General features: G+C 42.8%; 9 protein-coding genes. 7 read left to right on the forward strand and 2 right to left on the reverse strand.

All coding sequences use genetic code 11. The features are described from left to right. The 4 genes from AC2TDN_RS19955 to AC2TDN_RS19970 form a co-directional block, all read left to right on the forward strand. Window positions 1-197, forward strand: a 197-nt coding sequence (locus AC2TDN_RS19955; RefSeq protein ID WP_484689959.1) for a hypothetical protein, incomplete at its 5' end; no start/stop codon positions are given. Further along, window positions 194-922, forward strand: a complete 729-nt coding sequence (locus tag AC2TDN_RS19960) for a hypothetical protein (protein ID WP_484689960.1) — start codon at window positions 194-196, stop codon at window positions 920-922. The genes AC2TDN_RS19955 and AC2TDN_RS19960, both read left to right, overlap by 4 nt. 82 nt (window positions 923-1,004) lie before the next feature. Continuing rightward, window positions 1,005-2,564, forward strand: coding sequence for an RNA-directed DNA polymerase (locus AC2TDN_RS19965; protein WP_484689961.1), 1,560 nt, complete (start codon window positions 1,005-1,007; stop codon window positions 2,562-2,564). Between the two features lie 692 nt (window positions 2,565-3,256). Continuing rightward, window positions 3,257-4,504, forward strand: coding sequence for an MFS transporter (locus tag AC2TDN_RS19970; RefSeq protein WP_484689962.1), 1,248 nt, complete (start codon window positions 3,257-3,259; stop codon window positions 4,502-4,504). Window positions 4,505-5,167: 663 nt separating this feature from the next. Here the strand turns inward: AC2TDN_RS19970 and AC2TDN_RS19975 are convergent. After that, the gene (locus AC2TDN_RS19975; RefSeq protein ID WP_484689963.1) at window positions 5,168-7,444 is read right to left on the reverse strand and encodes a preprotein translocase subunit SecA; all 2,277 of its coding nucleotides are present in this window, start codon (window positions 7,442-7,444) and stop codon (window positions 5,168-5,170) included. A gap of 673 nt (window positions 7,445-8,117) precedes the next feature. On the opposite strand from AC2TDN_RS19975, the gene AC2TDN_RS19980 reads away from it, so the two are divergent. Beyond that, window positions 8,118-8,822, forward strand: a complete 705-nt coding sequence (locus tag AC2TDN_RS19980) for a hypothetical protein (protein WP_484689964.1) — start codon at window positions 8,118-8,120, stop codon at window positions 8,820-8,822. 1,122 nt (window positions 8,823-9,944) lie between these two features. Here AC2TDN_RS19980 and AC2TDN_RS19985 read toward each other — a convergent pair. Next, window positions 9,945-10,847: a hypothetical protein gene (locus AC2TDN_RS19985; protein ID WP_484689965.1), complete on the reverse strand. Its 903-nt coding sequence runs from the start codon at window positions 10,845-10,847 to the stop codon at window positions 9,945-9,947. Window positions 10,848-11,592: 745 nt separating this feature from the next. On the opposite strand from AC2TDN_RS19985, the gene AC2TDN_RS19990 reads away from it, so the two are divergent. Both AC2TDN_RS19990 and AC2TDN_RS19995 read left to right on the forward strand, forming a co-directional pair. After that, window positions 11,593-11,955 carry a BlaI/MecI/CopY family transcriptional regulator gene (locus AC2TDN_RS19990; RefSeq protein WP_430055466.1) on the forward strand — a complete coding sequence of 121 codons (363 nt, stop codon included), beginning with the start codon at window positions 11,593-11,595 and terminating at the stop codon, window positions 11,953-11,955. A gap of 4 nt (window positions 11,956-11,959) precedes the next feature. After that, on the forward strand, window positions 11,960-13,915 hold the full coding sequence (locus AC2TDN_RS19995; RefSeq protein ID WP_484689966.1) for a M56 family metallopeptidase: 1,956 nt from the start codon (window positions 11,960-11,962) through the stop codon (window positions 13,913-13,915). Window positions 13,916-14,157 lie beyond the last annotated feature (242 nt).

Below are 14,157 nucleotides of genomic sequence, written 5' to 3' on the forward strand. Positions count from 1 at the left end.
AAAAGGTATTCTTCGCGATTATTGGTGTGATTTCCAAAAGTCAAGGGGTTTTCCGGCTTTTAGCTTACATTTCTATGACTATTAATCGGTTTCCATCGCTTGGAATGAACTGCATAAGTCATGTATCCAATCCAGCATCCGAATTACTTGGATATTTTGTTATCAAATATCTTCTAAAGAGAGGGGAAATCAAATGACCAAAGAGAATTACAAAGTATATAAACTTGAAAATAGAAACGATTTTATTATTTATCTTCGATTCTTAGTTATTGCAACGCATAAACAAATTCAAAGGCTGAAATATTATTTAAAAAAATTAAATGAAAAGATTGAAGAGTTGCACCTTAGGAATGAAGACATTATTTCTTTTGAAGGAACTATCTATAATAATTTTTCCGATAAAATTGGAAAACTAAATATTGAGCTTTTGAATATGTTAGCAGATGAAGCTAATTCCTCTGCATCCTATAAAAAGTTTAGGAAATTGATAGATAGAAAAAAAGGTGAGTTTGATTTAGAAGAATTAAACGATGAGATTAAAGATATCCTAGCACAGCTTAATAATAGTAGAAATTGGAATTCTCACATTCCTGAATCACTGATATATGCACAATATGAAGTAGCAGATAAGTATAACTATATTGATAATAAAACGAGTGTCATTGAAAATCCAAACCCAATTGAAATATATATTTATCAAAAGTATAGAAAGGAATGGCTTTTAAGTTTGTATGATGAAACAAGTAATATGTACAAAGGGTACAGTAAGGTATTTCAACAAATGAAAAAGGACTATTCAAAGATTATAGGTGAGAGTATTCAAATAGTACCTAAATATGTTGAAGAACTCAGACCATTTACAGAAGACTTTGCTATTCCTCAAATTTCCTTCGAAATGCAAAATAAGAAATACAAAAAGTAACTATAGTTTTTGAACGAAGAGACGAAGTCTGTAAAGTACATTGTGTGTGTAATTTACTTTAATACAAAAAGGGGAGAGATAAATGTTAAGACTACAGTCACAGTCATATGATTGGGCTTTAAAGCATATAGAGAAATTCGGGGATACTGATATCTTTCCACTCCCGTTTGAGTTTTCTGCTATTCGGAATTACTGGGAACAAGATGTTAAGCCCGATCTCATACAACAAAATGTTTTAGGGTGGGAGTTGCGTACTTATCGAAGATTATTAACACCAAAACATCGATATGGATTTCGAATTTCTACACAACTTGACCCAATGGATTCTATTACTTTTACAGCATTGATGTATGAGATAGGGCAGGATATAGAAGCATTTAGGATACCAAAGGATCAAAATATAGCTTTTTCTAGTAGATTTGATCCTGATGACGATGGCCGTATGTATGATCCGAACTATAGCTGGGGGAATTTTCAAAACTACTGCAAAGAACAAGTGGATAGGGGTGAATTTCAATATGTTGTAACTGCTGATATTGCAGACTTTTTTCCAAGGATTTATTCTCATCCACTAGAACAAGCACTAGGACAGGCAGTACATATTAAAACAAATCATGTAAAAGCATTAAAAAGATGCTTAAGTCAAATGAATGGCAGTGTTTCGTATGGAATTCCTGTAGGACAGGCAGCGTCCCGTTTACTTGCTGAATTAGTCTTGGACGATGTAGACCGTGGACTAATGGGTGAGGGAATAACACATTGTAGGTTTGTTGATGATTTCAGAATATTTTGTCATACAGAAAAAGATGCTATGGCAGCATTAGCAACTTTAGCTAACTTATTATTTGAAAACCATGGATTAACTTTACAACAACATAAAACTCGCATTATGACGATTGAGGATTTTGAAAATATGATTTTAGGAAACGAAGAAGTAAGAGAAATTAGAGGCTTGAGTGAGCAATTTAATGAAATAGTTTCATATATGGACCCATATGATAACTTTAATTTTGATGATCTTGATGAGGATACACAAGAAAATATCAGACGAATGAACCTAGAAGGAATTTTAGAAGCACATTTGGAAGAGGTGGATGATATTGATATTTCCCTAGTGAGATTTCTTTTGAAAAGGTTAACACAAATAAGTAGTCAGGACAGCGTGGATTGTTTGATCCGAAATTTTAATAAACTTTATCCTGTGGTTAAAGAAGTGATGGTGTATTTTCAAACAATTGAGATAGACGTTGAAACAAAACAATGGATTGGCACACAACTGCTTGACATTTGCACAGACTCAATTGTAGGACATCTTGAATACAACAGGATATGGATACTAAACACCTTTACTAATAATAGATGGAATAATGAGGACAGATATACGAGACTATACACTGAGCTAACTGATCAATACTCGCAAAGAGAATTGATTTTAGCTATGGGGAGAGCAGGATTAGATCATTGGTTTCGTCCAAGAAGGAGAAATGCTTCGGAATTATCTCCGTGGGTAAAAAGGGCGTTTTTGGCGGCGTCAAGTTGTTTGCCAGGCGATCAAGCCCAACACTGGTATCGTTCTCTACCACGGCTAGATATTCTCGAAAAAGTAATAACAAAGTGGGCAACTGCAAATCGATTTGCATAATCAAGCAAGCCACTCCATTTTAATTGTGAGTGGCTTGCTTGATTCATAATAAAATAAATATTGTGGCCAAAGAATGGTGTGTACTTAGGAACTAAGTTGAACATAAAAAGCAAATCGGGGAGTTGGAGTGATTGGAGTGGCGACCCGAGTAACCCTGTTGCGACTGGCGACGAGGAGAAGGCTTAAGCAGTATAGTAGTATTTGACTCGGAGTACATCGCCATATGAGCCACGTGCCTTGGGCGATGTATTATTTATGCTCGAAGTCAATATTGAGTCAACACTTAGATCATGAAATACTTACATCGCGGCTTGAACCGAGCATGCGCTCGTATGCTGGTGTATACAAACAAAGGGTCGGGACAGCCTCCATTAAGGTGACAATCCCGGCCCTCAGCGTTTTGTTAGAACATATCAGTTTAGTGCCCTGTATCTCTGCAGCCTGATAGTGGAAAGCAGATGATTGGAAAGGTAAAACCAGCAATCCATAAGAAACCGACCGCTTTTGTTCGTGTCATAATAAGAGGCGGGAGAACCATTTTTGATTTACTGGGAGAAGTAAGTTGTATAGAAAGCGATATTCGCAATTATTCTGTGCCTGCAGATAGAATTAGTTGTATGGAATATGGCAATGACTTACGAGGAAGCCTCCAAATCAATGATGAATACTTTTGCTCCAGAAAGGTGTAAGAGATGACACAAACCGAAGAAAAAAAACATTGGAAAAGGGATATTATTCTTTTTTTGAGCAGTCAAACCATATCGTTATTTGGTTCTGCATTAGTTCAATATGCGATTATGTGGCATGTGACGCTTACTACAAAATCAGGTCTTATGATGACGCTATTTATCGTCTGCGGGTTCATTCCTACTTTTCTGTTATCGCCGTTTGCTGGTGTGTGGGCGGACCGCTTCAACCGAAAATATCTGATTATGATAGCGGATGCCATGATCGCTATTGTTACGCTGCTGCTCGCTCTCACTTTTTTACTGGGATATGATGCGCCATGGTTGTTGTTTGTCATTGCCGCCGTCCGCGCGCTCGGAGCAGGCATTCAAACGCCTGCAGTGGGAGCGATATTGCCGCAAATTGTTCCTGAGGATAAGCTGACGAAGGTCAATGGAATAAACGGAACACTTCAGGCGCTGATGATGTTCGTTGCGCCTATTGTCAGCGCGACGCTGCTTTCCATGGCAACCATTGAAGTCATTTTCTTTATCGATGTTATCACAGCGGCGATCGCGATCTTTACGTTATTTTTCTTTCTGAAAATACCTTTGCACCAAAAGGCGTCGGATAAACAAACGACAAGTTATATGGATGACTTCAAGCAGGGATTAAACTATATTAAGAATCATAGCTTCCTGAAAACCTTTTTTATTTTTTTCGCCTTTTTCTTTGTATTAATGGCTCCGGCCGCGTTTTTAACGCCGCTGCAAGTCACTCGCAGCTTCGGAGATGAGTATTGGCGGTTGACGGCCATCGAAATTGCTTTTTCAATCGGGATGATGGCCGGCGGGGCCATAATCGCATCATGGGGCGGCTTCCGCAACAAAGTATATACGATGACTTTCGCTAACTTGATTATGGGCGTATGCACGTTAGTTTTGGGCATTGTTCCGATATTCTGGATTTACTTAATGGTGATGGCTGTATTCGGCGTTGCAATACCAATGATGAATACGCCAACGACCGTCTTGCTGCAGGAAAAGGTGGATCCGAATTATATGGGGCGCATTTTCGGCGTATTCGGTATGATATCGACTTCGATGATGCCAATTGGCATGCTGATTTTTGGCCCGCTTGCGGATGTGATTGAGATTGAATGGCTGCTTGTTGGGACCGGATTGTTAATCGTTACTCTGGCCATATTCTTCGCTGGTAACAAACGCTTAATTGAAGCCGGAATGCCTGCAACCAAGGAAGCATTGCAAGAGTAAGTGATGAATTTTGCAGCTGGAGCGATTGGAGTTCGGACTCTCAGAACCCTGTAGCAACCGAAGACGAGTAAGTGCCAAAAGGCATATAGTAGTAAGTATGATTTGAATACATCGCCACAAGGGGCTTGCGCCTTGGGTGATGTATTTTTTATGGTCTAAGTTAACACGGAGTCAACGCTGGCCCGTTAAAAAGACTTTCATGAAGCTTCGAATCGAGCATCTGCTCGTTACGATGTAAGGCAGTTACAGCGCTTGAAGCGGTTGCCAGCCTTTGTGTGTGAGCTGTCATATAGAATCGATTAAGCCAAGTCAACAACTCAACAGCCAAAAGTACTCATTCAACATGGAGTCAACAAAATGGTGACTTCAGGTGATTGCGGCAGAAGTCAACTGTGCGTGTTGCTGTTGCATTGGGCATATGAATTGCTCCTCTCAAAATGGATGCAAAAAAGCCGCCAAAGCTATGGCGGCGATGATCGGTTTACTATTCTGATTTTAATATCAAGAACTCCAACCGGATAAGGTGGCAAATAAATTAGCTTCGTTACAATTATTCAAGTGTTGTAATCGTCTAGTGGGTATTCAGATATTGTCGAGAAGTAGCTGTTATTTCGTGCAGCAAAAGGCCGACAACGCGATCATCCTCGAAAAAGCTACGCTGCATCAAAATTCTGACAGTTTGAATATCGGCCTCAAAATCTTGCGAATCCCAAAAGCAAATACAGTCATTGCGGACCATGAGCCGCGCTTATTCTGGATGTATTGATCGTTGATTATATAAGTTCGAGTGGAAGTAGGGCTCTTCAGACCGAACTCTTCCCACTTCGCCGGATCATTCGAACCTCCGAGCCTTACAAGCATATTCGCCGACTCGCTATTTATTTTAGCTGGAATTTGCTCGTATGCTTGGGTGATTTGTGCATGAAATTCGTCGATCGGATTGCCGCTGACAAGGCTCTCCAAGTGGATGCCTTCGCGAATGTAAGAAACGTATGCAAGATGGTCAGCCCAGAACTCGTCGATATAAAAAAGCCGTACCCGCTGCTCCGAAGTGCTCATCGGCTTCTCGCCTTTCAAAATTCCGAGTCTATCCGCGTATAAAATTCGCCTCTGATCCTCCACCATATCCGAATAACTGTTCAGTTCCTGGCGGATATGGAAGTTTTGGCCCATAATAACGCGCTGAATATGCGTAATTTTGCTGCGGAGCACCGACTCTTCGAGAGCCTCATCCTGTCTAGGAGCGCGAATCGCTTTATTGATGCCGAACTGAAGCATCAACTCGTCCTCCAAGCTTACGAAAAATACGGAGGCACCCGGGTCACCTTGGCGGCCAGAACGCCCGCGCAGCTGGTCGTCGATCCGCACGCTTTCGTTTACATGTGTACCAATCACATACAACCCACCCAGCTTGGCGACAGCTTCTGCTTGCGTGGGGTTGCCGCCGCCTAGCCGAATGTCGACGCCGCGTCCCGCCATATTTGTAGACACCGTCACGGCACCGACTTCGCCCGCTTTGGCGATGATCTCTGCTTCCTCTGCGTCGTTTTTCGCATTCAGAACATGGCAAGGTACGTCGGCAACGGCTAGCGCCTCCGCCAGCATGTCAGACTCCTCGACGCTTGAAGTACCGACGAGAATTGGACGCCCCGTCGCATGGACGGACGAGATTTCGTGTACAAGCGCCTTAAGCTTGGCTTCTTTATGGGTATAAATCCGGTGCGGATGGTCGATCCGTATGTTTGGCCGGTTCGGCGGAATTTGCACGACCTGCAGCGCATAAATATCTTCGAATTCCATTGCGGAAGCGTGCGCGGTAGCCGTCATTCCGCAAATCTTCGGATACAGACTAATGAAATGTTGAAGGGTGATCATCCCGAGAATTTTCCCGCCAGCATTAGACTGCAGTCCTTCTTTGGCCGCAAGCGCGGCTTGCAACCCATCCGGTAAATACCTGTTCTCCGCCACGCGTCCGGTATATTCTTCGATCAGCTCGATTTTACCGTCCCGGACGATGTAATCGACGTCTTTTTTTAATAACGATTCCACATGCAGCGCGCAATTCAATGACGTTAACAAATGACTGTTATGGCTATCGTACATATTGCCGCATCCCAGCAGTGCCTCCGCTTTCGCTGAGCCTGCTTCATTCAAGTATACGTTCCGCTGGAACTCATCGAAGTCGTAATGCTCTGCTTGCTCAAGCTGCCGAGCCACTTCTGCGAAACGAATGCGATCGTCGCTGGAAGTGCCCGACTCGTCGGTGATGACTAGCGGCACCCGCGCTTCGTCGAGAAGCAGTGAATCCGCTTCGTCGACGATGACGTAGTGGAAAGGACGATGCACGGTATCGGCTTCGTTTAGTGCGATCGTGTCGCGCAAATAATCGAATCCCGCCTCTTTAGCCGTAACATAAGTTATATCCTTGGCGTACGCTTCCCGTTTCTCAAACAGGCTCATACCCGCTTGAACCGAGTTTACTGTTAACCCAAGGAAACGATAGATCGGGCCCATCCACTCCGCATCTCGATTTGCCAAATAATCGTTAAAAGTCAGCACATGAACGCCTTCGCCGGTCAGCGCATTTAGATAAGCAGGCATAACAGCAGAGAGCGTTTTTCCTTCACCGGTATGCTGCTCGATCACAACTCTCTCGTGCAGAGCGATGGCAGCCATGATCTGGACATCGTAAGGCTGTAATCCGAGCTTTCTCTTCGCTGCCTCGCAGACTAACGCATAAGCATCGACAAGCAGCTCATCCAAAGGCGTACCCAATTTTGCTTCTTTTTGCAGCCGGAGGGATTCCGCTTGAAGCTGCCCATCGTCCCATGCTTCCAAATTCCGTTTCCTGATGAGCTCCACTTTGTCCTGATAGACTTTCAGCTTATTCTGGGTATCGCGGTCTTTGAATTTTTGCATCAACTTGACGGCTAAATTCATCGGAATTGGTCCCTCCTCGGTAGAAATACGCGATTCTATAGTGGCTAGAGTATAATCAAACTTTATAAAAATAGCAAGATTTGGAATAAAAAAGAATTCCCTTTGCTGCATTAACGGCATCGACGAATCCATAAGTAGGTGCAACCGTTCTTTTGTAATTTTTTCCTACTCATCCTTTAACCGTCGTTGATACAAAACAACAGACACAATGGTTAATACAACCGTCCATACAAAAGTAATGAGGAGAGGTTTTAATAAATCTCCTGTCGTAAAGCCTATATTGCGTATACCTTGCAAATGCACAAGTTCTATCCTTTTATCGGGGTGGCCTTTATTCAAAATTTGTCGTTACAGGCTGCGCGGAGAACCTTACCATAAATAACGGCAAGTATTTTAGACAATTGCTTACGGCGCAATGATGATTTCGGTCTACTAGATGAAGACGAGCACAATGCTGTCGCCCAATTTTCTGTCGGAGCCGGAGAAAAGACAATCCACATAAAAGGGGCAGGGCTGTAAGCTGCCGGAGAACAAACTTAGATTAGTAGCTAATTGACCGTTTTTTCTCTGCACCAAGTGGGCTGAGTCTTTGCCGTTTTTCATCCATTTTGATATGTGTGACGTCCTCTTAAAATGCCTATTTTTTGAAAAATATGGTAGAATGGAGATGTTGTTGAACAATAGGGGGAAGGTAAATGAACAAGAAATATTGGGTGGGATTGATTGTGGCAGTCTTCTTGCTGGGAACGCAACCGGAGCCTGGGCAGGACCTGTTTGGAAGGAAGTAAAGGCGCTCTTTAATCCTTCGCTCAAAGTGGAATTGAACGGTCAGGAAATCGATGGAGTCAAGGCGTTACAGTACAATGGAAGTTTATATTTGCCAGCCAAGAGCATTTCTGATTATTTCGGTCTAAATTCGAAACTCGTTTTCGACAGCAAGGCAAATAAATTAACCATCGGCGGTCCCATGTACGTGGATTTATTTGATCGGGACACCTCGAACTTCTTCCAGATTGTCATTAATGGCAATTGGAGACCCTCTGTAATGACTGATAATTGGAAGTTGTACAGCAACTATTATATGGGAGTGGACTTCCGATTGGAGTCAGAGGAAGGCTTGACCTTGGACGAGTATGTCAAGCAGGCATTGAAGAATGCGTTCAAGTACGTCAAAGTAAACAAGCAAACGAATACAAAGGTCGCCGGAGCAGAAGCCCAGATAATTGATTACGAGACAAGTGACACGGTCGGCAAGTTGGTCTTCATCCAAAAGGATTCCAATTTCGCGACCCTGATGTTCTTTGTCGATAAGACTCGGTATCAGGCTAAAGATTTGAAGGAATACGACAAAATTATCGCCAGCTTCAACATCCAGTAGACTTCGGGGCATGGAATCTTGAGTCGAATATCAATATAAATTAACGGGTGGCCGGACTTGGCGCCCTGTTTTTTAATAAAGCTTACCGTTACAGACAGCGCGGAGAACCGTATCACAAGTGATGGTAAAAGAATGATAGGGGTTAGTCTTCGAGTGCTGTACCTAATGATCGCCATAGACTTGGAAAGGCAGTTCCCTTGGCGCATTCCAAAGGTCAATCACATAGCTGTAAGCTCTTTCCGGTAGAATCCAACAGCTGGAGCGATTGGAGTTTTGTTTCACAAAACACTGTAGCGAGCGGGAAGGAGTAAAGCAGAGAAGCGAGTTGATGCATTTAGAATGTTGAATACACCTTCAGATAGACTATATGCCTTTGGCGGTGTGTTTTTTATGCTCCGTGTCAACACGGAGAAGCATCACAGACAATACGAGGGATTACTTGCTGAAATGAAACGGATGGATACATTAAGGACATTAAAGCTTCAACCGTTAAGTTCAAAGGAGCGAGCACATTCAGCGGATGAGGACCTTGGTCCATACGACATTTCAGTCCTTCACTTCGAAGTCAACTCACTAAGTATTCGTGAGTGGAATCAACATGGAGTCAAGGTCATTGAAATTACATCTGATATTTACGTAGGGATTCCAACACCCTATAAGGACCGACCTACTTTCTTACAATAGGTTGTTAGCAGTAATTTGATTAACGGCAGTTTAAGATCAATCGAGGTGAACCGTTTTCAAACATGATGGTAAAGGTATGATGGGTTAGTCTCGTTAGCCTCCGAGGGCTGTACCCGATGACCGCCGCCATAGGTTAGTAAAAGCAGGTTTTTGGCGCTTTCCTAAGGCCAAGCCCATAGATGTAAGCATTATCTGAGGAGTCAACTTTTTAACTCCAGAGAGGCACAGAAAGAAGTTACAGATTGGGCTGGGATAGTGAATTCTCATTCTCATGACTTAAGCGACATCATTTTAAATGAGGTGGCCATTTTATGTCTGATTGCAGAGTAACAAGAGCAAGCAGGATTCAGCCACAGTATGCGTAATGGCTCGGCTTCTTTTGCTTGCTCTTGTTTAATTACTCAGCCACTTACACTTGGCTAATTGTAAGCACTTAGTTTACACTGGGACTGCTTCTTTTATTACTGGATAGAAAGTTCTTGCATTTTTTTCACTATCCCGTGTTCGAAAAACAGTGATATCAAGCTTCTCCCCATTAAGTTCAACTGGGATGTTTTCCCTGCCATCAAGAAAAGCAACTGTACCAAGGGCAAGTAAGCCTTCCGCACTTGTACCTACAAAGAATCCCCCTATATCTTTCAACAGTTTTGTTTTCTTGCCTTGCTTATCTTCTTCCTCCAGTGAATATTTGATAGTTATGACTTCAGCTAGCTTACTTGCTTCTATTTTATTTACTTCAACATGTTTGATGAATACGATTGAATCTTCTTTTTTTAGTTCGACGTAGGGACCATCGTTAATCAAATAATGGTACCAAAAATGATGGCCGCCCAATTTTCTTTTTTTACTGCCTTGTTCTCCTAAGAACACATGTTCAAAATAAGAGGTACTATTTCCTTTGAATTGTTTGAACCAGAGAGTTTTTAGCATTTCTATCCAATCTTCATCTGAGTTTTCGACAGCAATATGTCCGTTGGATTGGGCATATTCCCGAGCAATTTGCATTGGCTTAGTTCCAATTGCAAACTGTAAGAACTCGCTGATTTCAACCTGCTCCTCAGGATTAGAAGGATCATTTAACCCTACCCCCCATTCATAATTATCGTGCAGTTTTAAGAATAAATCGTAGGACCTCTGTTTACTTTCAGGAATGTGTATTTCCTTGAATACTGAAATTTCATTTTTTTCACTCCCTTGTGATAGAGATTCATCGGGGGTGGGGCTCATATCGACAATAATGTAACCTTGTTCTGCTAACTTTTGATTGTCACTTAATCCTTTAATTAAAGGATATATTCCGTTTCCGTTCATATCAGCTTCCCAAATTTGTTGAAATGTCATAAAGTACTCCTCCAAAGATGTATTTTTGAATCTATATAATCTTTTTCAGATAACACTGTTTTTATTTATTCAAATCAAATTTCTTTCAAGCCAATTTATGTTATTTAATCATCAATAACGGGGGGAGATTTGCTGAGCATTAGAGAGATACCAGTAAGATTGTAGAAAGGGCGCGGTATCTGGAGTACGATATTCTTCTGGATAATTCTCTGGCAGCCAGAAGGTACATGCCATTTGGCGCGCATCTGTACATACTTGTAAGCTCTAGTGTACTAAAAGCGCTTAAAGTATATGGAATTAAACCCAGTTAGATGTCGTTAAACCGCCTTGTCAGCAAAGGTGGCGAACTTTTGGTTTCGATCCGCTTGGCGGTAGACGGTCAGAACCGCAAGGATGGTATATTTCTGCATGAAGTCAGGGCTTAGAAATATGCTTGGGGCAGCAAAGCTTAGGGGTTCAAAAGGGGAAAAAGCGGAACCTATATTCTCAAGAGAAATGAAAAACCGGGCAGCTTGTCCGCAGGGCAAGAGATCCATTTTCTGAATGAAAAAGCCGAGCCGCTTGTTTCGCTAACACAAGATTTTCGAGAGAATCGTGTGCTGTTCAGTGAAGGCAATTTGTTGTACCTGGTGTCGATTGAAGAATTGGTCTAACCTTGCTCTCCTATTTTCATTGACTGTTCCGGTTTATAGTTATAAACTCGTTACATGGGTCTATAACTATAAACCAGATAGGGGAGGCTATTATGAGCAACTTGAAGCTATGTGAAAGTGATTATCGCTTTATGCTTGTCGTGTGGGAGAGTGAGCCGGTGGCGTCGGGAAGGCTGGTAACCCTATGTTCAGAAAAACTTGGCTGGAAAAAGCCCACCACCTATACTGTGCTTCGGAAAATGTGTGAAAAAGGACTTCTTAAAAATGAGGATACAATTGTAAGCTCCATTATCCCAAAGGAGCAGATACAGGCTTATGAGAGTGAACATTTTATCGAGCGGACCTTCGAGGGCTCGCTGCCCCAGTTTCTCGTATCTTTTTTCGGCAATAAAGCACTCTCCAATAAGGAAGCTGATGAGCTAAAGCGTCTGATTGACGAGCATAAGGAGGGTTGAGTATATGGAAACGTTGTTTCTAAAAATACTCAATATGACTCTCACAGCAACTTATGTGATCGTCGCCGTGCTTCTCATCCGTCTGCTGCTGAAACGAGCGCCGAAGAAATATTCCTATTTGTTGTGGGGTATTGTTCTGTTCCGCCTTGTATGTCCAGTGTCCATTTCTTCGGAGTTCAGTATCTTTAATGCTCCACCCTTTGATATGACCGCAGCACAAAAGAGCGGCGAAGCGACGCTGAGCTATGTCCCTGCGGATATCGGCTATATGAAGAATCCGGGGATGACGGTGGGCATACCGACCATGAACGTCATGATTAGCGACACCCTGCCTCGGGCTACCCCGGCTGCTAGCGCGAATCCTCTGCAAATATGGATACAGATCGGCGCAATCTTGTGGTGTTCAGGCGTCGCTGTATTGCTAATTTATGGCATCGTGTCCTACTTATGCTTGAAACGTCGCATGGTCACAGCAGTCCGTCTGGATAACCATATTTTTGAGTCCGACAGCATTCGATCACCGTTTATTCTTGGCTTTATCAAGCCGCGAATTTATATCCCCTTTGGGCTTCGAGAGCAGGAACGCGTCTACATCCTGAAGCACGAGGCCTATCATTTAAAAAGAAAAGATCACCTTATCAAGCCGCTCGCATTTGTGGTACTCGCCTTTCACTGGTTTAATCCGCTTGCGTGGCTTGCCTTCGCATTGATGGCCAAAGACATGGAGATGAGCTGCGATGAAAAGGTGCTGTCGGAGGCCGGTTCGGGCATCGCAAAGGAATATTGCACGTCTTTGCTCTCTTTTGCGGCAAACCGCCGCTTTCCGTCTGCAAGCCCGCTGGCCTTCGGAGAGACGGGCATCCGGGAGCGCGTGAAAAATATCCTTCGGTTTAAGGCGCCGAAAAAACGGGTGATCGCCTTCTCTGCCGCTGCCTGTATACTAGCTGTCGCCGTCTGTGCAACGAATCCAATCATGAATGGGGTATTGAAAGAGACTGGAGAGCCGTACGGCAGCTATCGCTTTGAGGAGCAGGTGTATATGAATCTACTGAGCTCGTTTAAGGCCTTTGAAGGATTTAAGGAGTACTACACATTTACCGAAAACTCGCTTATCATAACCGACGAAGCCGGCAATCAACAGAAAATGGCGGCTGTCTATGAACGGAAAGCTTTAGATGAGCAGAGTTTTAAAGAAAGCTTTATGATGCCTAACATGAATGTTCCCGATATTTCCGGATATAAGGAACGCTATCAGTACGTACTTAATCATTCGGCCGTTGATCCTGGTTATCGTCTTTATCTGCTGGACAATGAGGTATGGCTCGCGAAAATGCACAAGGATAACGTCAATACCCTAAAGAGCGAATATATTTGGAGTATTTATAAAATTTCGAAGCTTGACGAGGGAATGCCTGAAAATGCTGCTATCGTGGGATCTCAGGACGGTGTCGATGCTTTTCTAGCTTTGCAAAAGGATTTCAAATCAGGCTACGACTCAGACAAGTGCTATAACATCACACCGGAATCTATTAAAGAAAACTCTGATTATACAATTTTCAAATATGACAAATCCTCCGCATCATTTTTGCTATATGAGGGAGAGGTATATCCGCTCGGTGAGTTTTTCGGCGGCCTTGGCGTAACAAGCATGGCTCTAGCCGATATGGACAGTGACGAGAAATCGGAATTGTATTTTACATATTCATGGGGCTCCGGCCTTCATCGTTCTCATGTGGCTTATTTTAGTCCGGCAGCCAAAAAAATTATAACTTTGCCATACACACATTTTAATGAGGATATGATCCTCGTGGATAATCATGACGGCAGCCTGTCCCTATATGCGGCGGTCATATCAAACATGGCGGACTTTGCTAATTTTTCCACTGAGAGAAACGAATATTTATCGGATATTGTTTATGCAAACGGACAGATCTTATTAAATGCTGCAACTAATGAATGAACTGGAAGCAAATAGGAAGAGCGACTGAGGAAATAGTGATTGGTTTTATGATGAATACGCTTAATTCATTTGACGTTACTTTGGCATACTGCTAATGCATATATCCTAAAAACAAACCTGTCACTGAAATTTGTGGCAGGTTTGTTTCGTCACACCCTCATAGATGAAGGCGAACACAAGGCTTCGCTTGATCTGAACTGAACGCTTCGCGGGCAACTGGTTGCTGGATGCGCTAGATGTAC

It is taken from the genome of Paenibacillus sp. Y660 (genome assembly GCF_057221575.1).